26 protein-coding genes are annotated in these 21884 nt (G+C 72.8%); 20 read left to right on the plus strand and 6 right to left on the minus strand.

Features of this window, described 5'->3' with window-relative positions; translation table 11 throughout:
- Positions 1-54: 54 nt before the first annotated feature.
- A complete protein-coding gene (locus HZU84_RS14430) occupies positions 55-1224 on the minus strand; it encodes a zinc-binding metallopeptidase family protein (RefSeq protein ID WP_149504830.1) in 1170 nt (389 codons plus the stop codon).
- A gap of 112 nt (positions 1225-1336) precedes the next feature.
- On the opposite strand from HZU84_RS14430, the gene HZU84_RS14435 reads away from it, so the two are divergent.
- The 10 genes from HZU84_RS14435 (at position 1337) to HZU84_RS14480 (ending at position 9572) form a co-directional block, all read left to right on the plus strand.
- On the plus strand, positions 1337-2383 hold the full coding sequence (locus HZU84_RS14435) for a YihY/virulence factor BrkB family protein (RefSeq protein WP_310734045.1): 1047 nt from the start codon (positions 1337-1339) through the stop codon (positions 2381-2383).
- Positions 2384-2453: 70 nt separating this feature from the next.
- Entirely contained in the window at positions 2454-2765 is a 312-nt protein-coding gene (locus HZU84_RS14440) for a BON domain-containing protein (RefSeq protein WP_149504828.1), read from the plus strand.
- A gap of 2 nt (positions 2766-2767) precedes the next feature.
- The gene (locus HZU84_RS14445; RefSeq protein WP_180692973.1) at positions 2768-4855 is read left to right on the plus strand and encodes an AsmA family protein; all 2088 of its coding nucleotides are present in this window, start codon (positions 2768-2770) and stop codon (positions 4853-4855) included.
- 135 nt (positions 4856-4990) lie between these two features.
- Entirely contained in the window at positions 4991-5422 is a 432-nt protein-coding gene (locus HZU84_RS14450) for a hypothetical protein (protein ID WP_149504826.1), read from the plus strand.
- A gap of 34 nt (positions 5423-5456) precedes the next feature.
- On the plus strand, positions 5457-5696 hold the full coding sequence (locus HZU84_RS14455; RefSeq protein ID WP_149504825.1) for a hypothetical protein: 240 nt from the start codon (positions 5457-5459) through the stop codon (positions 5694-5696).
- A gap of 61 nt (positions 5697-5757) precedes the next feature.
- Positions 5758-6834, plus strand: a complete 1077-nt coding sequence (locus HZU84_RS14460) for an MlaE family ABC transporter permease (RefSeq protein ID WP_149504824.1) — start codon at positions 5758-5760, stop codon at positions 6832-6834.
- Positions 6834-7622: an ABC transporter ATP-binding protein gene (locus tag HZU84_RS14465; protein ID WP_149505389.1), complete on the plus strand. Its 789-nt coding sequence runs from the start codon at positions 6834-6836 to the stop codon at positions 7620-7622. Before HZU84_RS14460 ends, HZU84_RS14465 begins: the two co-directional genes overlap by 1 nt.
- Positions 7619-8662, plus strand: a complete 1044-nt coding sequence (locus HZU84_RS14470) for an MlaD family protein (protein ID WP_149504823.1) — start codon at positions 7619-7621, stop codon at positions 8660-8662. Before HZU84_RS14465 ends, HZU84_RS14470 begins: the two co-directional genes overlap by 4 nt.
- Positions 8659-9294 (plus strand): PqiC family protein, encoded by a 636-nt coding sequence (locus HZU84_RS14475; RefSeq protein WP_149504822.1) that lies wholly within the window; start codon positions 8659-8661, stop codon positions 9292-9294. Before HZU84_RS14470 ends, HZU84_RS14475 begins: the two co-directional genes overlap by 4 nt.
- 110 nt (positions 9295-9404) lie before the next feature.
- The gene (locus HZU84_RS14480) at positions 9405-9572 is read left to right on the plus strand and encodes a hypothetical protein (protein ID WP_180692974.1); all 168 of its coding nucleotides are present in this window, start codon (positions 9405-9407) and stop codon (positions 9570-9572) included.
- Here the strand turns inward: HZU84_RS14480 and HZU84_RS14485 are convergent.
- On the minus strand, positions 9554-10612 hold the full coding sequence (locus tag HZU84_RS14485; RefSeq protein ID WP_149504821.1) for an alkene reductase: 1059 nt from the start codon (positions 10610-10612) through the stop codon (positions 9554-9556). The two genes, HZU84_RS14480 and HZU84_RS14485, sit on opposite strands and share 19 nt — an antisense overlap.
- 119 nt (positions 10613-10731) lie before the next feature.
- Here HZU84_RS14485 and HZU84_RS14490 point away from each other — a divergent pair, with 119 nt between their 5' ends.
- Positions 10732-10896: a hypothetical protein gene (locus tag HZU84_RS14490; RefSeq protein ID WP_156027794.1), complete on the plus strand. Its 165-nt coding sequence runs from the start codon at positions 10732-10734 to the stop codon at positions 10894-10896.
- Positions 10897-11049: 153 nt separating this feature from the next.
- Positions 11050-11289 carry a hypothetical protein gene (locus HZU84_RS14495; RefSeq protein WP_149504820.1) on the plus strand — a complete coding sequence of 80 codons (240 nt, stop codon included), beginning with the start codon at positions 11050-11052 and terminating at the stop codon, positions 11287-11289.
- Positions 11290-11331: 42 nt separating this feature from the next.
- Here HZU84_RS14495 and HZU84_RS14500 read toward each other — a convergent pair whose 3' ends face one another.
- The 4 genes from HZU84_RS14500 to HZU84_RS14515 all read right to left on the minus strand — a co-directional run bounded on the left by HZU84_RS14500 (position 11332) and on the right by HZU84_RS14515 (position 14188).
- A complete protein-coding gene (locus tag HZU84_RS14500) occupies positions 11332-11907 on the minus strand; it encodes a YceI family protein (protein WP_149504819.1) in 576 nt (191 codons plus the stop codon).
- A 55-nt stretch (positions 11908-11962) separates the two neighbouring features.
- Positions 11963-12544 carry a YceI family protein gene (locus HZU84_RS14505; protein ID WP_149504818.1) on the minus strand — a complete coding sequence of 194 codons (582 nt, stop codon included), beginning with the start codon at positions 12542-12544 and terminating at the stop codon, positions 11963-11965.
- Positions 12545-12597: 53 nt separating this feature from the next.
- Positions 12598-13164 (minus strand): cytochrome b, encoded by a 567-nt coding sequence (locus HZU84_RS14510; protein WP_149504817.1) that lies wholly within the window; start codon positions 13162-13164, stop codon positions 12598-12600.
- 82 nt (positions 13165-13246) lie between these two features.
- A complete protein-coding gene (locus HZU84_RS14515; RefSeq protein ID WP_244954353.1) occupies positions 13247-14188 on the minus strand; it encodes a MerR family transcriptional regulator in 942 nt (313 codons plus the stop codon).
- A gap of 182 nt (positions 14189-14370) precedes the next feature.
- On the opposite strand from HZU84_RS14515, the gene HZU84_RS14520 reads away from it, so the two are divergent.
- The 8 genes from HZU84_RS14520 (at position 14371) to HZU84_RS14555 (ending at position 21880) form a co-directional block, all read left to right on the plus strand.
- Entirely contained in the window at positions 14371-14958 is a 588-nt protein-coding gene (locus HZU84_RS14520; protein WP_037477271.1) for a glutathione peroxidase, read from the plus strand.
- Positions 14959-15320: 362 nt separating this feature from the next.
- A complete protein-coding gene (locus HZU84_RS14525) occupies positions 15321-16667 on the plus strand; it encodes an NAD(P)/FAD-dependent oxidoreductase (protein ID WP_149504815.1) in 1347 nt (448 codons plus the stop codon).
- A complete protein-coding gene (locus HZU84_RS14530) occupies positions 16664-17416 on the plus strand; it encodes a DUF1365 domain-containing protein (protein WP_149504814.1) in 753 nt (250 codons plus the stop codon). The genes HZU84_RS14525 and HZU84_RS14530 overlap by 4 nt, the downstream gene beginning before the upstream one ends.
- 22 nt (positions 17417-17438) lie before the next feature.
- Entirely contained in the window at positions 17439-18707 is a 1269-nt protein-coding gene (locus HZU84_RS14535) for an SAM-dependent methyltransferase (RefSeq protein ID WP_149504813.1), read from the plus strand.
- Positions 18704-19264: a chalcone isomerase family protein gene (locus HZU84_RS14540; protein WP_149504812.1), complete on the plus strand. Its 561-nt coding sequence runs from the start codon at positions 18704-18706 to the stop codon at positions 19262-19264. Before HZU84_RS14535 ends, HZU84_RS14540 begins: the two co-directional genes overlap by 4 nt.
- Positions 19261-20538: an MFS transporter gene (locus HZU84_RS14545; RefSeq protein WP_149504811.1), complete on the plus strand. Its 1278-nt coding sequence runs from the start codon at positions 19261-19263 to the stop codon at positions 20536-20538. The genes HZU84_RS14540 and HZU84_RS14545 overlap by 4 nt, the downstream gene beginning before the upstream one ends.
- The gene (locus tag HZU84_RS14550; protein WP_149504810.1) at positions 20535-21092 is read left to right on the plus strand and encodes a DUF3833 domain-containing protein; all 558 of its coding nucleotides are present in this window, start codon (positions 20535-20537) and stop codon (positions 21090-21092) included. The genes HZU84_RS14545 and HZU84_RS14550 overlap by 4 nt, the downstream gene beginning before the upstream one ends.
- On the plus strand, positions 21089-21880 hold the full coding sequence (locus HZU84_RS14555) for an SDR family NAD(P)-dependent oxidoreductase (protein ID WP_149504809.1): 792 nt from the start codon (positions 21089-21091) through the stop codon (positions 21878-21880). The genes HZU84_RS14550 and HZU84_RS14555 overlap by 4 nt, the downstream gene beginning before the upstream one ends.
- Positions 21881-21884 lie beyond the last annotated feature (4 nt).

Raw genomic sequence — 21884 nt, forward strand, 5'->3', positions numbered from 1 at the left:
CGGCCGGTGCGGGCACGATCGTGCACTGCCGGTGGAACGAGCGGCTGCATGGCATCAGCCTGCAGGCGTGCTGCGGCTGAGCGCGGCCTCGCGCACCGTCTGGTGCACGAAGGCGAGCCGGTCCAGCACCGGATCGGCGACCACGAAGGGCCAGGCGTCGCCCTGGCCGAGGCTGCGGCCCATGCTGTTGAGGAAGCGCGACAGCGGCAGCCACTCGTCGACCAGCACCCGGCGGAAGTCGCGCGTGCCAGGCAGCGCGGCCAGCGCGGTGTCGGGCTCGACCGCCGGGCCGGCGACCGGATCGCCCTGCAGCCGCACGCCCCAGTGGCTGGCGGTGTCGAGCGAGTCCGAGATGTGCATCCAGTGCGCCCAGGTCTCGGCCCAGTCCTCCCACGGGTGCATGGTCGCGTAGGCGCTGATGTGGCGCTGCGGCCAGTCGGCCGGCGCGCCTTCGCGGTAGTGGCGCTCCAGCGCCTGGCCGTAGTCGGCGCGCTCGTCGCCGAACAGCGCGCGGAAGGCGGCCAGGCGCCGCTCGTCCTTCGCGATCAGCTGGTCCCAGTAGAAGTGGCCGATCTCGTGGCGGAAGTGGCCCAGCAGCGTGCGGTAGGGCTCGTGCATCGCGGCGCGCCGGGCCTCGCGGGTGGCGTCGTCGGCCTCGGCGATGCTGACGGTGATCAGGCCGTGGTCATGGCCGGTGAGCACCGGTTCGGGCGCGTCGGGCAGCTCCTCCAGGAAGCGGAAGGCCAGGCCCTGCGGATCGACCGGGCGACGCGGGATCGGCAGGCCGGCCGCCAGCAGGCCGTGCAGCAGCCGGCGCTTGGCGGTCTCGAGCCGGCTCCAGGCCTCGAGATTGCCCGGCCGGTCCAGCGCCGGCAGCACCTCGGTGCAGCGGCAGCTCAGGCACAGCGGCCCGCCGTCGGCGTCGTCCGCGTCGCTCAGCCAGTTGCAGACGCCCTGCGAGGCCGGCGCGGCGTCCGCCCCGTGCGGCAGCGCGTGGTGGGCGCACGGCCGCAGCCGGCCGCCGGCCGCACGCTGCTGCAGCGCCTGCGCGGCCTCGGGCGCCAGCGCGGCGGTCGAGGGCTGCAGCGTGCCGTCCGGTCCGGGCTGCCAGGCCAGCAGGCTCATCGTGGCCGGATCGAAGGCCAGTGCATGGCCGCAGCCCTCGCAGCGGGTGTTCTCGAAGAAGACGGTCTGGCCGCAGTGGCTGCAGTGATAGGTGTTCATGACGGGTCGAAAGAGGAGGCGGGGGGGCCGGTGGGGGCAGGGGGAGGGCGCGTCGCCAGTGTGGTCTTGGCCCGGGCGCGCGGCCGTCGTCCGAGGGCGTGAGCGCGCGTCGGTGCCGTCCTACGACCGGCTGCGCCGCCGGCTGCTGGCCGCAGGCTCGGCCGGCGGCGACAAAGGGCGGATGAATGCGCCCCTCGCTCCCCTCCCTCCCCAAGCTCCCGCTCCCGCCGCCACTGCGTTTTCGCCGGCCTGGTCGGCGATGCTGCGCCGCACGCTGTCGTCCTGGATCGACGACGACGCGCCGACCCAGGGCGCGGCGCTGGCCTACTACACGCTGTTCTCGATCGCGCCGACGCTGCTGATCGCCATCGCGGTGGCCGGGCTGGCCTTCGGCGAGGAGGCGGCGCGCGGCGAGATCCTGGGGCAGCTGCGCGGCCTGATGGGCGAGGAGGGCGCCGCCACCGTGCAGGCGCTGCTGGCGAGCCTGCGCCTGCCCGAGACCGGCGGCCTGGCGATGCTGACCGGCCTGGGCACGCTCTTCATCGGCGCCACCACCGTCTTCGCGCAGCTCCAGGGCGCGCTCGACCGCATCTGGCAGGCGCCGCAGCCGCCCGCCGCCGGCCTGCTGGCCTGGGTGCGCGCGCGGGTGCTGTCCTTCGGCATGGTGATGGCGATCGGCTTCCTGCTGATGGTCTCGCTGGTGACCAGCGCGGCGCTGGCGGCATGGACGAACTGGTGGAACACCCGGCTGCCGGCCTGGTCGCTGCTGCTGCAGGGGGTCAACGCGCTGGCCGGCTTCGGCCTGGCGACGCTGGGCTTCGCGATGATCTACAAGATCATGCCGCGGGTGCGGATCGCCTGGCGCGATGTCTGGGTCGGGGCGGCGGTCACCGCGCTGCTGTTCAGCGCCGGGCGCACGCTGATCGGCCTGTACATCGGCCGCAGCGGCGTGAGCAGCGGCTTCGGCGCGGCGGGCTCGCTGGTGGTGGTGCTGGTCTGGGTCTACTGGTCGGCGCAGATCTTCCTGCTGGGCGCGGAGTTCACCTGGGTCTGGGCGCATGCACGCGGCTCGCGGCGTCCGGCCGGGCCCATCGGTGGCGTCCTACAGCGGGCGGCGGGCTTCTCCGATCGAAAGGCCCTGCACGGCCTCCCACAATGAAGTCATCGGGAATCGAACCCGATGACCAGCGGATCGATCCCGATCGCCACCACTTCCAAGGAGATACACCATGTTCCGTGCCACCGTCGCTGCCCTTGCCGCCGTGTCCGCCCTCGTCGTCCTGCCGGGCTGCGCCGTCAGCCGCGGCCAGTCCACCGTCGGCCAGTATGTCGACGACACCGCGATCACCACCGCGGTGAAGGCCCGCTTCGTGGAGGCCAAGAGCGTCGATGCCACGGCCATCAGCGTCGAGACGCTCAACGGCACGGTGATGCTCTCGGGCTTCGCCAAGAACGCGACCGAAAAGGGCTCGGCCGAATCGCTGGCCCGCTCGGTCAACGGGGTGAAGGAAGTCCGCAACGAGATCGTCGTCCGGATGTGATGATGAACGACGGGGTCGCCGCCGATCCCGCCGTCCGCACGCCGACCGCCGCGCCTTCGCGGCGGTTTTTGCTTGTGCGTCGGATGGCGGCCACGGGCGCCGCGCTGCTGCTGGCGGCTGTGGCCGCGCTGGCCTGGGGCGAATGGCGCGGCTGGCCCTGGCTGGCGGGCTGGAGCGAGGGCTGGCTGTCGGGCCAGCTCGGCCGCGAGCTGTGCTGGCGCCCGCCCGATGCGCCGTCCGGCAGCGCGCCCGGCTGGCGGCTGTCGCTGATCGGCCCGCTGCGACTGCAGGCGGCCGACCTGGCGGTGGCCGATCCGGCCGGTGCGGCCGCCGCGCGGCCGTCGGCGCCGGAAGGCCTGCCGGCGGGCTGGACGCTGCATGCCCGCGATCTGGACCTGCGGCTGCGCTGGCGCGACCTGCTGGCCTGGCGCCGCGGCGAGCCGCTGCGCATCGAGCAGGTCGGCATCGGCCACATCGCCGCGCGGCTGCAGCGCGAGGCCGACGGCCGCGCGAACTGGCTGCTCGAGCGCGCCGCCGACGCGCCGGCACGGCCGCGGCCGGCGGTGCAGATCGGCACGCTGTGGCTGCGCGAGGGCCGGTTGGCGATCGACGACCGGCCGCTGGCGCTGCAGGCCGACGCGGTGTTCTCGCTCGACGAGCGCGGCGTGAAGCTGCGCTCGGGCGGGCGCTGGCGCCAGCAGCCGCTGTCGCTGGCGCTCGAGACCGGCTCGCCGCTGCCCTGGATCGCGGCCGGTGCGGCGGCGCCGGTCGGCTTCGCGCTGTCGCTCGAGGCGGGCGCGACGCTGCTGCGCGCGCAGGGCCGCGTGCGCGACCTGCTGGGCCTGCGCGGGCTCGACACCGGCTTCACGCTGTCGGGGCCGTCGCTGGCGCGGGTGGGCGAGCCGCTCGGCCTGACGCTGCCGACCACCGCGTCGTTCCGGGCGCAGGGCCGCCTCCTGCGCGAGCCGGCCGAGGCCTCGCCGTGGCGGCTGCAGCTGGCGCAGGCCCGCATCGGCCGCTCCGAGCTGAGCGGCGACTTCGTGCTCGACACCGCCGCCGCACGCCCGCAGCTCGGCGGCACGCTGCGCGGGCGCGCGCTGTGGCTGGCCGATCTCGGCCCGGCCATCGGCGTGCCGGCGCAGGCGGCCGAGCGCCAGGCCGCGGCCGCCGACGGCCGCATCCTGCCGGACCGCCGCTTCGATCTGCCTTCGCTGGACCGCATGGACGCGGCGCTGACCGTCTCGCTCGACCGGCTCGAGCTGGGCGAGGCCTTCGCGCGGCCGATCGCACCGCTGCAGGCGCGGCTGCGGCTGCAGCAGGCGGTGCTGTCGATCGACGAGCTGGCCGCGCGGGTGGGCTCGGGCGGCCAGATCACCGGCTCGATCGGCCTGGACGCGCGCGGCGCGCAGGCGCGGTGGACCACCGCGCTGCGCGCCACCGGCGTGCCGCTGGAGGACTGGCTGCGCCAGACCCGCGCCTCCGGCGCCGGGCCCTGGATCAGCGGGCGCCTGTCGGGCGATCTGCTCATGCAGGGGCAGGGCCGCTCGACGGCCGAGCTGCTGGCCAGCGCCGACGGGCGGCTGCGCCTGGGCATCACGCAGGGGCGCATGTCGCAGCTGGCGCTGGAGGCCGCCGGCATCGATGTCGCGCAGGCGCTGGGCCTGCTGCTGGTCGGCGACCGCGGGCTGCCGCTGCGCTGCGCGGTGGCCGACCTGCAGGTGCGCGACGGCACCGCGACGCCGCGCGTGATGCTGGTGGACACGCCGGACTCGCTGGTGGTGGTGGACGGCGCGCTGTCGCTGGCCACCGAGCAGCTGATGCTGCGTGCGCGGGTGCGGCCGCACGACTTCAGTCCGCTGTCGCTGCGCACGCCCATCGATGTGCGCGGCACGCTGGCCCGGCCGAAGGTCTCGCTGGACACCCGCGGCCTGGTGCAGCGGCTGCTGCCCTCGGCGCTGCTGGCGCTGGTGACGCCAGCCGCGGCGTTGCTGCCGCTGCTCGACCCGGGCGACGGCGGCAGCGATGCCGGCTGCCGCGACCTGGCCTCGCGGCTGGGCACGGCCAGCGACCGCCGCGGCGCCGGCCGCTGATCCCGCCGGCATCGTCCTACAGCGATGCCGGATCCGGCCCACACGCCGACGCGGCGACGGCTCATGGGCAGCGGCCCGGGCGGCTCCTAAAGTGACTCCATCGCAGTTCAGCCCCCCTCACTCAAGGAGATCCAGATGTTCAACGACAAGCTTCCCCTGACCCCCGACACCACCGCCTCGGCCAAGCTGCACGATGTGGCCGACCGCATCGACGCCGCCGGCCAGAAGGCCGCCGACAGCGCCTCGACGCTGATCGAGAAGACCCGCGACGGCGCTGCCTCGGCGCTGGACACGCTGGCCGACAAGGTCGAGACCGCACGCACCGAAAGCGGCTCGGCGCTGCACCGCGCGGCCGACAGGATCGAGTCGATGCACACGCGCGGCGTGGCCGCATGCCGCGACACCGGCGCCAAGGTGCGCGAGCAGGCCTGCGTGAAGCGCGACCAGGCGGTCGGCTACATCCGCAGCGAGCCGGGCAAGTCGGTGCTGATGGCCGCGGCGGCCGGTGCCGCGCTGGTCGGCCTGATCGGCGCCATGTCGAGCAGCCGCCGCCGCGACGCGGTCTGACGCCTCTGCGCCCACCCGTCCGCCGGAGCCTGTGATGTGCGATGTGCTGATGGCCTCGACGAGCCTGCCGCCGGTCCCGCTGCGGCACGGCGCCGTGATGGCCAGTGATGCCGATCTGGCGCGCCTGATGCACTGGTTCTTCGACGGCGACCCGCCGCCGGAGCTGGCGGCGCCTGCTCTGCAGGCCAGCGAGGCGGGTGCGTTGCTGCGCCGCAGCGGCGCCGGGTACGATCCGCGCATCATGAAGACCACCGGATCCCGCTCGAGTGGATGAGGCCCCGTCTCCTTCGCCGGGGTCCGCGCCCCATGTCCATGCCGCCGGCGACCCTGGCGGCATGACCGTCTGGACGCTGTCGGGCGACTGGCGTGCCGCTGCCCTGCCGGACTGGCCGCCGCGCCCGGCCACTTCCGGCCTGAGGCTGCGTGCCGAGGCGCTGCAGGGCTGGGACGCGCGCCTGGCCGCACGCCTCTGGGGGCTGCTGCGCTCGGCCTCGTCCGGCGCGGAGGTGCAGCTCGACGACTCGCTGCCCGAGGGCCTGCGCGCGGTCGTCGCGCAGGCGGGCGCGACGGCCGCAGCCGCGCCCGCAGCCGCTCCCGCGCCGAAGCCGGCCGTGTGGTGGCGCGGGCTGGAGCGCCTCGGCCGGCGCGTGCTCGACGGCCACGGCCAGTTCGCGGTCAGCCTGGGCTTCTTCGGCCAGACGCTGCTGGCGCTGGCGCGCGTGCCGCGCGGCGGCAGCGGCCTGCGCTGGCGCGACCTGGTCTGGCAGGTCGAGCAGACCGGCCCGCGCAGCCTGCCGATCGTCTCGCTGGTCAGCGTGCTGGTCGGCATGATCCTGGCGTACATGGGTGCCGAGCAGCTGCGCCGCTTCGGCGCGCAGGTCTTCATCGCCGATCTGGTCACCATCGGCAGCGTGCGCGAGATCGCCGCGCTGATGATGGCCATCCTGCTGGCCGGGCGGGTCGGCGCGGCCTTCGCCGCCGAGCTGGCCAGCATGAACGCCAGCGAGGAGATCGACGCGCTGCGCACGCTCGGCCTCGACCCGGTCGAGCATCTGGTGCTGCCGCGGCTGCTGGCGCTGCTGCTGGTGGCGCCGCTGCTGACGGTCTACGCGGCGCTGCTGGGCATGGTCGGCGGCTGGGTGGTTGCGGTCGGGGTGCAGGGCGTCGATTCCTTCCAGTACCTGCAGCGCGCCGGCGAGGCGCTGACGCCCGCGCATCTGGGCATCGGCCTGTTCAAGGGCACGCTCTACGCCGGCCTGGTCGGGCTGGCGGGCTGCCGCCAGGGCCTGAACGCGCAGCGCAGTGCCGAGGGCGTCGGCCGGGCGGTGACCGCCTCGGTGGTGCAGGCCATCGTCTGGATCGTCGTGGCCGCCTCGGTGACGACCATCGTCTTCCAGAGGCTCGGCTGGTGATGGCGACGCAGGCCGACATCATGCGGGTCGAGGGCCTGACGATGGCGCACGGCGGGCGCGTCATCCAGCAGGGTCTGGACTTCGCGGTGCGCCGCGGCGAGATCCTGGCGATCATGGGCGGCAGCGGCTGCGGCAAGAGCACGCTGCTGCGCCACATGATCGGGCTGCAGACGCCGGCGGCCGGGCGCATCCTGCTCGAGGGCGCGGACCTGAACGATGCCGACGAGCGGGTGCGCCGGCGCCTGCGCCGCCGCCTGGGCGTGATGTTCCAGGCCGGCGCGCTGTGGAGCTCGATGAGCGTCGGCGAGAACCTGATGTTCGCGCAGCGCGAGAGCCTGCGCGACGACGACGGCCGGCTGCGCCGGCCGCTCGACGAGGCCGAGCTGGCGCTGCAGGCGCGCTTCCGGCTCGCGCTGGTCGGGCTGGACGGAAGCTTCGAGCGTCTGCCCGCCGAACTCAGCGGCGGCATGCGCAAGCGCGCCGCCATCGCGCGCGCGCTGTGCGCCGATGCGCCGCTGCTCTTTCTCGACGAGCCCTCGGCCGGGCTGGATCCGCTGGCCTCGGCCCGGCTCGATGCGCTGATCCTGCAGCTGCGTGCGGCGCTCGGCATGACCGTGGTGATGGTGACGCACGAGCTCGACAGCCTGTTCGCGGTCGCCGACCGCGCGCTCTTCCTCGACGCGCGCCAACGCACCATGACCGCGCTCGACAACCCCTACCCGCTGCGCGAGCACGGCCCCGACGAGGTCCGGGCCTTCCTGCGCCGCGACCGGAGCGATTTCCGATGAACGACGGCCCGCCTTCCCGACCCTCCCGCGCCTCGCGTCCGGTGCTGATCGGCGCCTTCGTGCTCGGCGCGCTGGTGCTGATCGTCGCGGCGGTGCTGGCCAGCGCCGACGGCCGGCTCTTTGCGCGCAAGGACAGCGTGGTGATGCATTTCAGCGGCTCGATCTTCGGGCTGCAGGTGGGCGCGCCGGTGGTCTTCCGCGGCGTGCGCCTGGGCAGCGTGACCTCGATCGGCCTGAGCTACGACGCCGGCCAGGACCGATTCTCCATCCCGGTGGTGGCCGAGCTCGACCCGGAGCTGATCGACCAGGTCGGCGCCGGCGGCACGCCCCGCGCCGGGCTGCGGCTGGAGACGCTGGTCGAGCGCGGTCTGCGCGCGCAGCTGCAGATGCAGAGTCTGCTGACCGGCCAGCTCTATGTCGACCTGGATTTCCGCGCCGACCGGCAGGCCTCGCGGCTGGGTGCGCGCAGCGGCATGATCGAGATCCCGACGGTGACCACCGCGATCCAGGACATCAAGAACCAGGTCGACGGCATGGACCTGCGCCGCATGGTCGACGATCTGGCCTCGATCGCGCGCTCGGTGCGTCAGACGGTGGGCTCGCCGCGCATCGAGTCGACGCTGGCCCAGGTCGAGCAGACCGCCGCCAGCCTGAACCGGCTGGCCGAGCGGCTGGACCGGCGCAGCGGTCCGCTGCTCGATGCCGCCGATCGGGCGCTGGGCGACACCCGGCGCTCGATGGGCGATGTGTCGGCGGCTGCGGCGCGGGTCGGCGCGGCCGCCTCGGGCGCCGAGGCGCTGCTGCAGCCCGATGCGCCGCTGATGCGCAGCCTGGGCCGCAGCGCCGACGAGCTGGCCCGCACCGCCGCAGCCTTGCGCGAGACGGCCGAGGCCGCCGGCCCCGACAGCGCGCTGCAGCAGAAGCTCGAGCAGACGCTGGATGACCTCTCGCGTGCCGCTCGCTCGCTGCGCGCGCTGTCCGACACGCTGGAGCAGCAGCCCCGTTCGCTGCTGACCGGCCGCCCCCAGGAGCTGCCATGACGACTTCGCGCCGCCGGATGCTCTCCGGCCTGGGCCTGAGCCTGCCCCTTGTGCTGACGCTGGCCGGCTGCGCCGCCGCGCCGACCCGGGTGCCGCGCCTGCTGCGACTGGAGGCCGAGCCCCGGCCCGAGCCAGGGGGCGCGACCGACCTGTCGGCCGCACCGGTCTGGCATCTGCAGCGCGTCCAGCTGCCGGCCTATCTCGACCGCGAGCTGGTGCTGGCCGGTCAGGGGGCGGGCTCGCTGCAGGCGCTGCCGGAGGTGCGCTGGGCCGAGCCGCTGGCCGAGGCGGTGCCGCGCCTGCTGCGCCGCGACCTGGCGCGTGCGGCGACCGAGGCCGGCCAGCCGGTCCAGGTCTGGGGCGCCGCGCTGCCGGCCGGGCTGAGCGCCGCGCTGCGCCTGCGCATCGACATCGAGCGGCTCGAGGCCGATCTGGCCGCCGGCCGGGTGCGGCTGGCCGCGATCTGGGTGGTGTCCGATCCGGCCGGACGGCAGACGGCCCGCTCCGGCCAGCTCGAACTGGCCGAACCGCTGGCCGGCGAGACATCGGCCGAGGCGCTGGTCGCCGCCCATCGCCGCGCGCTGCAGCGGCTGGCCCAGGCGGTTGCGGCCTCGGCCCTCCGCGGACCTTGACGTAGGAATTGTCCTGCACGCACCTGCGCTACCGGATGGCAGCCGGCCAGCGGGCGCCACGGCACAGTGAGGCCCATGCCCTGTTCTTGCCCCTGTACCTGGAGTCCGCCATGGACGCTCTTGCCCGCTGGATCTATCCGCTCATCTGCCTGCTGAGCCTGTTGCTGGTGATCGCCACCGCCGCGATCGACCATCAGGGGGCCTACCCGGACGGCAGTGCCGTCGGGCAGGTGGGCACGATGCTGCAGACGCTGGCCGCTCAGCCCAGCGCCGGATAGTCGGTGTAGCCCGTCTCGCCGCCGCCGTAGAAGGTGGACGGATCGGGCCGGTTGAGTGCGGCGCCCTGGCGGATGCGCTCGACCAGATCGGGGTTGGCGATCGCCAGCCGGCCGAAGGCGACCGCCTCGGCCTCGCCGCGCCCGAGCAGGGCCTCGGCGCTGTCCGGATCGAGGCCTTCATTGGCGATGACCGCGCCGCCGAAGGCCTCGCGGATGACCGGCAGCAGCCGGCCGGCGCCCAGGTGCTCGCGCAGGCACAGGAAGGCCACGCCGCGCCGGCCGAGCTCGCGCGCCACCTGCGTGAACAGCGCCTGCGGATCGGAGTCGCCCATGTCGTGCGCGTCGCCGCGCGGCGCCAGATGCACGCCGACCCGCCCCGCGCCCCAGACCTCGATCGCCGCGTCGACGATCTCCAGCAGCAGCCGCATGCGGTTCTCGATCGGGCCGCCGTAGGCGTCGGTGCGCTGATTGCTGCGGTCCTGCAGGAACTGGTCGATCAGGTAGCCGTTGGCCGCATGGATCTCCACGCCGTCGAAGCCGGCGCGCCGGGCGTTCTCGGCGCCCTGGCGGTAGGCGGCGACGATGCCGGGCAGCTCGTCCAGGGCCAGCGCACGCGGCGTCACGTAGGGGCGCTTCGGGCGCACCAGGCTGACCTCGCCGGCCGGCGTGACCGCGCTTGGCGCGACCGGCAGTCCGCCTTCGAGAAAGACCGGGTCGGAGATGCGGCCGACATGCCAGAGCTGCGCGACGATGCGCCCGCCGGCTGCATGCACCGCCTCGGTCACGCCGCGCCAGCCCTCGACCTGCGCCTCGCTCCACAGCCCCGGCGTGTCGGCATAGCCCACGCCCTGCGGCGTGACCGCGGTGGCCTCGCTCAGGATCAGGCCGAAGCCGGCGCGCTGCGCATAGTGGCGCGCCATCAGCGCATTGGGCACCCGGTCGGCGCCGACCGCACGGGCCCGCGTCAGCGGCGCCATCACGATGCGGTTGGGCAGATGCAGATCACCGAGCTGCAGCGGGGCGAGAAGGGGTTGGGTCATGATGCCGTGTTGCTGATTTGTTTAGGAAAGCTGAAGGCGCGCGGTGCGCGCGTCATCGCGCGTCAGCCTTCAGCCGTTGTGGGGGCTCCGAGAGCGATCACAAGCACCGTCCCACTGCCATGAAGCACTTCCTTCGCACCATCGAACATCAAGCCCCGCGCCGTCTGCCGGTGCAGGAGCGCCAGACCGACAAGGGCCGCAAGCAGGAAACCTTCGACTACGGCCGCATCGACAGCCACTCGCGTGGTCTGGCCTTCGCGCTGCGCATGGACCGCAAGCGCTGACGCGCTGAAAAAACCGGGGCCAGACCATGGCCGACACAAGCCTTCAGTTCGTGATGTAATTCACTGAAATGAATATCCGTGTCGGTTTCGTGAAGCGTGGCAAGTGCGTGGAAGCGGCTTGTCATGTCTGCAGACCGCAGGAGGCCCCGCACCATGAACGTTCATCGCTCCTCTCCCCGCAGCCTGTTCGAGCGCGTGCTGGTTGCGTGCGCCCAGCTGGTGCTCTTCTGCCTGGCGATGCCCGCGATCCTGCTGGCCGTGCTGGCCGGCGGGCTGGTCGCGGTGCTGGCCGGGCTGCTGTCGACGGTGGGGCTGACCCACCGCCAGCCGCGTGCGCCCTGGCACCGGGCCGGCGTGGCGCTGCGGGTGCTGCTGCGCCGGACCGCCGGCTGACCCGGCGCAGTTCGCCGGGCCGGGCCGTGTGCCGCGTCTCGCTTACTGCTTGACCGCCTCGACCTGGATCACCAGGCGCATGTCGTCGGCGAAGCCGTAGTTCAGGCCGTAGCTGGCGCCCCACTGGCTGCGCTTGATCATGGTCTCGAAGTCGCCGCCGCAGACCTCGCGCTTGAGCATCGGGTTCTGGTAGCAGTTGAACTTGGTCGCCTTCAGCGTGACCGGGTGGGTCTTGCCCATCAGCGTGAACTGGCCGGTCACTTCCTTGACCTTGTCGCCTTCGAACACGAACTTGTCGCCGACGAAGCGGGCGGTCGGGTAGGCCGCGACGTTCAGGATCTCAGCGCTCTTCAGGTGGCTGTTGAACGGGCCGGTGCCGGTGTTGACCGAGTCGACGTCGATGGTGATGTCGACCTTGCCGGTCTTGCCGGCGCGGTCGAACTGGACCGTGCCTTCCTTCTTGTCGAAGCGGCCGCGGTTGGTCGAGGTGCCGAAGTGGTCGATCTCGAAGGTCACGAAGGTGTGCGTCGGCTCGATCGCGTAGGTGGCCGACTGGGCCTGGGCGGCAGTGGCGAACAGGGCCGAGGCGGCGGTCAGCGCGAGCAGGGTCTTCTTCATGGCAGGGTCTCCGTGGAGGGGGGCAGGGTTGGGTGAGAGAGGGAAGGAAAGGGGTTCAGAGCGCCGGCACGCCGCTCAGGTTCAGCTTGAACTTCACCTGCACGTCGTTGGCGACCATCGAGGTGTCGGCCCAGTCGCCTTCACCGATCTTGAATTCGAGGCGCTTGATCGCGAAGGCGCCGGTGGCGGTGGTGCTGCCGCCGGCCTGGGTCAGCGCGACCGGCACGACCACGTCGCGGCTGCTGCCCTTGATGGACAGCTTGCCGGCCACCTCGAACCTGCCGGCGCCGACCGCCTTGATCGCGCTGGACTGGAAGGTGGCCTGCGGGAACTTCGGCACGTTGAACCAGGTGGCCTTGGGCAGCTCGACATCCACCTCCGGCGAGCCGAAGGTGGCGCTGCCCATGTCGATGGTGAAGGCGACCTTGCCGGCTTCCGGCTTCTTCGGGTCGAAGGCGATCTGGGCGTCGAACTTGCGGAAGCGCCCCTCGACCGGCACGCCCATCTGCTTGCTGACGAAGAGCATCTCGCTCTTGGCGGCGTCGAGCTTCTGCTGGGCCAGCGCAGGCGTCGGTGCGACGACCAGGGCGGCGAAGGAGGCGGCGGCCAGGGCCGCGGTGCGCAGGATGACGGTCATGGAAGAACTCCGGAAATCAGGTGGGACGGGCGGCGGGGGGCGATCGGCGCGGCTCAGCGCGGCGCCGGACCCAGGCCCATGCGGCCGAGCAGGCGGTCGCGGTCGATGAACTGGTGCTTGAGCGCGGCGGCGACATGCAGCACCACCAGGCCGGCCAGGCCGAAGGCGCTCAGCTCGTGCAGCGGCTTGATCGATTCGGCCAGCGCCTTGTCGACCGGCATGAAGTCGGGCAGCGGCAGCACGCCGAACCAGACGATCGGGAAGCCCGCCGCCGAGCTGTAGGCCCAGCCGGTCAGCGGCACGGCGAAGAACAGCAGATACATCAGGTGGTGCGTGCCGTGGAAGGCGGCGTGCTGCCAGCCCGGCATGGCCTTGTCGATCGAGGCCGGCAGCGCGGGCGGGCGGTTCGCCAGCCGCCACAGCAGCCGCGCGGCCGACAGCGCCAGGATCGTCACGCCGGCCCACTTGTGCCAGTTGTAGAGCTTGAGCCGTGCCGGCGAGAAGGGCAGGCCGGTCATGTAGACCCCGACGCCAAAGGCGCCGACGATGCCCAGCGCCAGCAGCCAGTGCAGCGCGATCGCAGTGGCGCCGTAGCGCGAGGGGGAAGAGGTGGAGCTCATGGCGGAGGGGTCTCGGGTCAGCTGGTGCACAGCTTAGAGGGCCCTCCGTTCAGACGGATTCACGGGTCTTGATGCATGCGTATCAATCGTTTGAATGACGATCGTCGCTCTGCCGGGTCTTGCCGGCCCGCATGTGCCAGCGACCGATGCCCTGATGGATCTCGCCCAGCGTCGGCAGCATCAACACGCCTTCGACGCCACGACGCAGCATCGCCGCCTGCGGCGTGCCGGCCCACAGCTCGACCGGCTGCGGCAGCCGGGCGCGCAGCTCGGCCAGATGGTCGAGCGAGGCGCCGGCCGGACTGACCATCGAGAAGCCGAGCGCGACGATGTCGGCCCGATGCGCGCGGGCGGCCGCGACGATGTCGGGCATCGGCGTCTGGCAGCCCAGGTTCATGCAGCTCGCGCCCTCGAGGGTGAACAGCGCCTCGGCCATCAGCAGGCCCAGGCCGTGCAGCTCGCCGGGGAAGGTGGTCAGCAGCACCCGCGGCGTGCCGTCGGAGCGCATTTCCGGCGCGGTGGCGATCGCGGTGCGCAGCACCGTCTCGATCGCCTCGCTGCACAGATGCTCCTCGAAGACCTCGAGCTGGCCGCGCGACCAGGCCTCGCCGATCTCGACCAGCAGCGGCTGCGCAACCTCGCTGATGAAGTGCGCCAGGCCGCGGCGCAGCAGCGTCTGCATCAGCGCGCGGCGCAGGCCGGCCACGTCATGCGCGCGCAGCAGCTCGTACAGCGCCTTCGGCTCGGCCTTCAGGGCCGGTTCGGCCGGCGCGACCGTCTCGTTGCCCGAGAGCTGGCCCACCCGCTGCAGCTCCTCCATCGACAGTCCGACGATGCGCCCCGGGCGCCAGCCGGCATCGAGCAGGCGGCGGATGTGGCGCAGCTGCTCGACCTGCTCGGGCGGGTAGAGGCGCTCGCCGTTGTCGTCACGCAGCGGGCGAGGAAAGCCATAGCGGCGCTCCCAGACACGCAGCGTGTCCTTGCCGAGGCGGGTGTCGCGTTCGACGGCGGCGATCGTGAACATGGTCAGTGCGGTGGGTGCCCGGTCATTCATCAGGGGGCTCCGAGTGTGCCGCACATCGCCAGCCTTGACGCCGGGCCGGCGATGTCGCGCTTTCGTCGATAAATTGTCCTGGACAAACATTGTGGTTTTTGTCTGTCATGCCTAATATTAGAACCACATCCACTGTTTGCCCAAGACAAATCATGTTCAAGGCAACTCTTCTTGCGGCGCTGTGCGCACTGTTCATCGGCATGGCCCCGGCGCAGGCCGCCACGCCTGCCGCGGCCACGCCCTCCGGCGCTGCGGCCTGTCCCGCCTTGCTCGACCGCACGGTGCCGCGGCTGCAGGACGAGAAGCCGCAGTCGCTGTGCCAGTACGCCGGCCGGGTGGTGCTGGTGGTCAACACCGCCAGCCAGTGCGGCTTCACCTCGCAGTACCGCGGGCTGGAGGCGCTCTACCGCAAGCACCAGGGCGATGGCCTGGTGGTGCTGGGCTTTCCGTCGAACGACTTCGCCGGCCAGGAGCCGGGCTCGAACGCGGAGATCGCCGCCTTCTGCGAGGACCAGTTCGCGGTGCGCTTCCCGATGTTCATGAAGACGCCGGTCACGGGTGCCAAGGCGCATCCCTTCTACGCCGACCTGGCGCGGCTCTCGGGCAGCACGCCGAAGTGGAACTTCCACAAGTACCTGATCGGCCGCGACGGGCGCACCGTCAAGGCCTACACCAGCTTCACCACGCCGGAGGACGGCGCGCTGCTGCGCGACATCCGCGCCGAGCTGGCCCGTCGCTGAGCGGCGTTCTTCCCGCATCTTCTGCCCACCGGAGCCCGGACATGTCTGCTCACATCTCGACCCTCGCGGCCGCTGCCGTCCGGGAACTTCCGCGCGCGGGCTGGCTCACAGCCAGTGCATCCGATCGGCCTCGGCCTGCGTATCCGGTCCTCATGGACACCGAATTCGCCGCTCCCGCCGATCGGGCAACGATTTTCACGCCGTGCAGCCTGTCCGGACCCCGCGTTCCGGCAGACCCCCGGAGGCGGTTCATCTCCTCCTCCCTCCCTCCCTTCTTCCCCTCCGGGCGCTGCACGGCGTCTCTTCTTTCCGGCCGCGCCGAGCTTCTCGGTCTCTCCTTTGCCGCCGGGAGGGCCTGAGCCATGCGACGCATCGCGATCATCGGCTCGGGCATCGCCGGCCTGTCGAGCGCCTGGCATCTGTCGGCGCCGGGCTCGGACTGCCGGGTCACGCTCTACGAGGCGGGCGACTACCTCGGCGGCCACACCCACACCGTCGACGTGACGCTGCCCGGCCCGGACGGGCGGGCGCACACGCAGGGCGTCGACACCGGCTTCTTGGTCTTCAACCACCGCACCTATCCGGAGCTGCTGAAGCTCTTCGCCGAGCTGCGCGTCGACACGGCGCCCTCGGACATGTCCTTCTCGGTCCAGGCCGAGCAGGGGCGGCTGGAGTGGAGCGGCTGCAATCTCGACACGGTGTTCGCGCAGCGCTCCAACCTGTTCAGCCCGCGCTTCCTGGGCATGCTGCGCGAGCTGCTGCGCTTCAACCGCCGCACCACCGCGCTGGCGCGCAGCGGCAGCGAGGCCCAGCTGGCGCAGTCGATCGGCGACTTCCTCGACGCCGAGGGCTTTTCCGACACTTTCCGGCGCTGGTACTTCCTGCCGATGATCGGCTGCATCTGGTCCTGCCCGACCGAGCAGATGCTGAAGTTCCCGATCGCGACGATGATCCGCTTCTGCCACAACCACGGGCTGCTGCAGGTCAGCGACCGGCCGCAGTGGCACACGGTGCTGGGCGGGGCGCGCCACTACGTGAACCGCATCGCCGCGCGGCTGCCCGACGTGCGGCTGTCGACGCCGGTGCATGCGGTGAGGCGCCTGCCCGAGGGCGGCGTGATCGTCGCTGCCGCCGATGGCGAGGCGCGCTACGACGAGGTGGTGCTGGCCTGCCACTCCGACCAGTCGCTGCGGCTGCTGGGCACCGATGCCAGCGCGGACGAGCGTGCGGTGCTGGGCGCGATCCGCTACCACCCGAACCGCGCGGTGCTGCACACCGACGAGGGCCAGCTGCCGCAGCGCCGCAAGGCCTGGGCCGCCTGGAACTACGAACACGCCGGCGACGCGGGCCGCGAGCGCTCGGGCGTGTGCCTGCACTATCTGCTCAACCGGCTTCAGCCGATGCCGTGGACCCAGCCGGTGATCGTCTCGCTCAATCCGGTGCGTCAGATCCGGCGCGAGCACATCCTGGGCGAGTACGACTACAGCCATCCGGTCTTCGACCTGGCGGCGATCGAGGCGCAGCGCCGGCTGCCTGCGATCCAGGGCCGGCGCCACACCTGGTTCTGCGGCGCCTGGACCGGTTACGGCTTCCATGAGGACGGGCTGAAGTCGGGCCTGGCGGTGGTCGCGGCGCTGCGCGAGCGCGCGGCCGACGCCGGCCCGCATCTGAAGCTGGTCCGGCCGGTGTCGGCGGCGGAGGCGGCATGAACCCGCCGCGTGCGCTGATCGGCCGCGGCCCGGTGCGCCACGCGCGGCGCCGGCCGGTGGCCCGCGCCTTCCGCTACGACACCTGGTTCCTGCTGCTGCCCATGCGCACGCTGCGCCAGCAGCCCGATCCGGTGCTGGCGCGCAACCGCGCCGCGCGGGTCAGCTTCCATGACTGCGACCACGGCGACGGCGGCGACGACGCGCTGGCCTGGTTCGAGCGTCTGCTGGCGGCCGAGGGCATCGCGGACGCCGACGGCGAGATCTGGCTGCACACCTACCCGCGCGTGCTCGGCTACGCCTTCAAGCCGGTGAGCTTCTGGTACGCGCACCGCGCCGACGGCTCGCTGCGCGCCATCGTCGCCGAGGTCAACAACACCTTCGGCGAGCGCCACTGCTATCTGCTCGACCGCCCGGCCTGGGGCCGCGAGCTGCGCGCCGACAAGGTCTTCCATGTCTCGCCGTTCTGTCGTGTCGAGGGCGCCTACCGCTTCCGCTTCCTGCGCACGCCCGAGCGCACCGTGGTGCGCATCGACCACGATGACGCCGACGGCCGCGAGCTGATCAGCACCAGCGTCAGCGGCCACCTGGAGCCGCTGACGCCCGAGGCGCTGCACCGCGCCTGGACCGCCCACCCGCTGCTGACGCTGGGCGTGATGGCGCGCATCCACTGGCAGGCGCTGCAGCTGTGGTGGCGCCGCGTTCCCTTCTTCCACAAGCCGGTGCCGCCTGCGGCGCTGGTGAGCCGATGAGCCTGACCGAGCGAGATCTTCGATGAACCAGCCTGTCCGTTCCGCCGCGCTGCCCGGCCTGCCGCTGCGCCCGTCCGTGTCCTCGTCGACCCCGACCGAGATGCTGCTGCCTCGGGGTGCCAGCGCCGCCACCCGCACCGTGCTGGGCCTGCTCAAGCGCATCGAGCACGGCACGCTCGATCTGCGCTGGCCTGACGGCTCGCACCTGCGCCTGGGCTCGGGCCTGGAGCCGCGCGCCACGCTGGTGATCCACGACCAGAAGGTGTTCACGGCCGCGCTGAAGTCCGGCGACATCGGCTTTGCCGAGGCCTTCATCGCCGGCGACTGGGACACCGACGACCTGCCGGCGCTGCTGCGCCTGCTGCTGCTCAACCGCGAGGCGATCGAGCGGCTGATCTTCGGCGGCTGGTGGGGCTCGCTGCTGCACCGGCTGCAGCACTGGCGCAACCGCAACAGCCGCGAGGGCAGCCGTCGCAACATCCACGCGCACTACGACCTCGGCAACGCGTTCTATCGCCTGTGGCTCGATGCCACGATGAACTACTCGAGCGCCTGGTTCGACGGCGATCACGGCCGTGCGCTGTCCGAGGCGCAGGACGCCAAGGTGGCCCGCGCGCTGGCCGAGGCCGGCGTGCAGCCGGGCAGCCGGGTGCTGGAGATCGGCTGCGGCTGGGGCGCGGTGGCCGAGGCGGCGGCACGGCGCGGCGCGCACCTGACCGGCGTGACGCTGTCGACCGAGCAGCTCGCCTGGGCCCAGGAGCGCCTGGCGCGCCAGGGCCTGGGCGGGCAGGCCGAGCTGCGGCTGCAGGACTACCGCGACATCGCCGACGCGCCCTTCGACGCGCTGGTGTCAATCGAGATGTTCGAGGCGGTCGGGCGCGCCTACTGGCCGTCCTACTTCGAGACGGTGGCGCGCAGCCTGAAGCCGGGCGGGCGCGCCTGCATCCAGACCATCACCATCCGCGACGACCTGTTCGACCGCTATGTGCGCTCGACCGACTTCATCCAGCAGTACATCTTTCCCGGCGGCCTGCTGCCGAGCGACCATGAGTTCCGCCTGGCCGCCGGGCGCGCCGGGCTGGAGGTGGAGCGCACGCTGGCCTTCGGGCCGGATTACGCCGAGACGCTGCGGCGCTGGCGCGCCGATTTCCATGCGCAGGCCGAGCAGATCCGCCCGCTGGGCTTCGACCTGCCGTTCATGCGCACCTGGGACTTCTATCTCGCCTACTGCGAAGCGGCCTTCGACACCGGCAACACGAATGTCGTGCAGTACACCCTGAGGCGGCCATGACGACGCGCCGAGTCTGGCTGCGGGCCGCACCGGTGGCCGCGCTGGGGCTGCTGGCGCCGGTCGCCCGGGCGACCGAGCCGCCGGCGGAGGTGCGTGCCGCGCTGCCCGAGCCGCGGCTGCAGGGCACGATGCGCTTTCGCTGGCTCGGGCTGTCGATCTATGACGCCCGGCTGTGGCGGCCTGGCGCGGCCGCGCCGCTGAGTGCCGACGACTACGCCGGCCGCGACTTCGCGCTCGAGCTGATCTATGCCCGGCGCCTGTCGGGCGAGGGCATCGCCGACCGCTCGATCGAGGAAATGCGCCGGCTCGACCGCTTCGACGAGGCCCGCGCCGAGGCCTGGCGCGCGGCGATGCGCGCCGCGTTTCCCGATGTGCAGTCCGGCGAGCGCCTGGTGGGCGTGAACCGGGCGGGCCGGGGCGCACGCTTCCTGCATCAGGGCCGCCCGACCGGCGAGGTGGCCGAGGCCGAGTTCGCACGGCTCTTCTTCGGCATCTGGCTGTCGCCGCGCGGGGCCGAGCCGCAGCTGCGCGCCGCGCTGCTGGGAGCGGGCGGATGAGCGCCGCGATCGGCGCCGGCCTGCGCTATGGCGCGCTCGGGCTGCCGCTGGCCTTCGTCGCATTGCCGCTCTATGTGGTGCTGCCCAACCATTACGCCGAGCAGTTCGGCGTGCCGCTGGCGGCGCTGGGCGGGGTGCTGCTGGCGGTGCGATCGCTCGACGCGCTGCTCGATCCGTGGATCGGCCTGCGGGTGGACCGGCTGCTGTCGGGGCCGTTCTCGCGCACGCTGCGCTGGCTGGCGCTGGCGGCGGCGGTACTGATGCTCGGGCTGACCGGGCTGTTCTTCCCGCTGCCGGCGCTGCGCGGCGAGCTGCCGGCGCTGCTGGCCTGGTGCGCGGCACTGCTGCTGGCGACCTGTCTGGCCTGGAGCGTGGCCAGCGTGCTGCACCAGGCCTGGGGCGCGCGACTGGGCGGCGACGACGCCACCCAGGCGCGCCGGGTGGCCTGGCGCGAGGGCGCGGCGCTGGTCGGCGTGGTGCTGGCCAGCGTGCTGCCCTCGCTGGCCGGGCTGCCGGTCAGCCTGACGGTCTTCATCGTGACGCTGGCGCTGGGCGTGCTGGCGCTGGCCCGGGCGGATCGACCGGTGCCCGAGCCCGATCTGCCGGACACCGAGGCGGCCTCGCCCGGACCGTGGCAGCTGCCGGCCTTCCGGCGGCTGCTGGCGGTGTTCATGCTCAACGGCATCGCCAGCGCGGTGCCGGCGACGCTGGTGCTGTTCTTCATCCGCGACCGGTTGCAGCTGCCGCAGTGGGAGGGCGCCTTCCTGGCGAGCTATTTCCTGGCCGGTGCGCTGTCGCTGCCGCTGTGGGTGCGCTCGGTCGACCGCCTGGGCCTGGTGCGCGCCTGGGGCGCCGGCATGGTGCTGGCGGTGCTGACCTTCTGCGGCGCGGTGCTGCTGGGCGAGGGCGACGGGCGCGGCTTCCTGCTGGTCTGCGTGGCCAGCGGCCTGGCGCTCGGCGCCGATCTGGCGCTGCCGGGTGCGCTGCTGGCGGCGGTGGTGCGGCGCAGCGGCCTGGGCGGCCGGGCGGAAGGGCGCTTCTTCGGCTGGTGGACGGCCGCCTCGAAGCTCAATCTGGCGCTGGCCGCCGGCCTGGCGCTGCCGCTGCTGCAGTGGGCCGGCTACCAGCCGGGCTCGCGCGATCCGCAGGGCCTGGAAATGCTCGGCCTGACCTACGCGCTGCTGCCCTGCGTCTTCAAGCTGATGGCGCTGGCGCTGCTGTGGCGGCTGGCCGGCGCGCTGCCTCCGACATCCCTGCAAGGAGATCCGCGATGACATCCCCGTCCCTTCCGCTGCGCCGTGCCGCCGGCGCCGGCCTGCTCGGCGCGCTGCTGATGCTGGCCGGCTGCGCCTCGCCCGCGGTCGAGCAGTACGCCGCCGAGCAGCCGCGCCTGCTGCTGCGCGAGTATTTCGACGGCCCGATGACCGCGCATGGCGTCTTCACCGACCGCTCCGGCCAGGTCGTGCGCCGCTTCACCGTCAAGCTGGTCGGCCGCTGGAACGGCCCGGAAGGCGTGCTGGAGGAAGACTTCTTCTACAGCGACGGCAAGACCGAGCGCCGCGTCTGGCGCCTGACCGATCACGGCGGCGGCCGCTACACCGGCCGCGCCGACGATGTGGTCGGCGAGGCGCGCGGCCAGGCCGCCGGCAACGCGCTGCGCTGGCAGTACACGCTGGCGCTGCCGGTCGACGGCCGGGTCTGGGAGGTGCAGTTCGACGACTGGATGTATCTGATGGATGCCGAGCGCAAGGTGATGCTGAACAAGGCGACGATGAGCAAGTTCGGCATCCGTCTGGGCGAGGTCACGCTGGCCTTCCACAAGCCATGAGCAGCGCCGGTCTCAATCCGCGTCTGCGCGACTGGCACGGGCAGGGCGTCTGGATCGTCGGCGCCTCGTCGGGCATCGGCCTGGCGACCGCCGAGGCGCTGGCGGTGGCGGGCGCGCGCGTGGTGGTGTCGGCGCGCAAGGCCGGGCCGCTGCAGGACTTCGCCGCGCGGCATGCCGGCGCGCTGGCGCTGCCGCTCGACGCCTGCGCGCCGGGGGCTCTGGCGGGCGCCGTGCCGCGGGTGCAGGCGCATCTGGGCCGGATCGATCTGGCGATGTACTGCGCCGGCCACTACACGCCGATGCGCGCCGACCGGCTCGATCTGGAGGAGGCGCTGCGCCATCAGGACATCAATGTCGGCGGCGCCTGGCGGCTGCTCGACGCGGTGCTGCCGGTGCTGCTGGTGCAGCGCACGGGCCATGTCAGTCTGGTGTCGAGCGTGGCCGGCTACCGCGGCCTGCCGATGGCGCTGGCCTACGGGCCGACCAAGGCGGCGCTGACCAGCCTGGCGCAGAGCCTGTGGCAGGACCTGCGGCCGCGCGGGCTGGGCGTGTCGGTGGTCTGCCCGGGCTTCGTGGCCACGCCGCTGACCGCGGGCAACACCCACCCGATGCCGGCGCTCATCTCGCCGGAGGAGGCGGCGCGCCAGATCCTGCGCGGCTGGGCGCGCGGCGAGTTCGAGATCCATTTCCCGAAGCGCTTCAGCCGGGTGATGAAGCTGCTGGGCGGGCTCGGCCTGATCAGCGATCGGGCCGCCTTCGCGCTGCTGCGCCGCACGACCGGGCTTTGAGGCG

Origin of the sequence: Sphaerotilus sulfidivorans, assembly GCF_013426975.1 — a bacterium.
Classification (GTDB): domain Bacteria; phylum Pseudomonadota; class Gammaproteobacteria; order Burkholderiales; family Burkholderiaceae_C; genus Sphaerotilus; species Sphaerotilus sulfidivorans.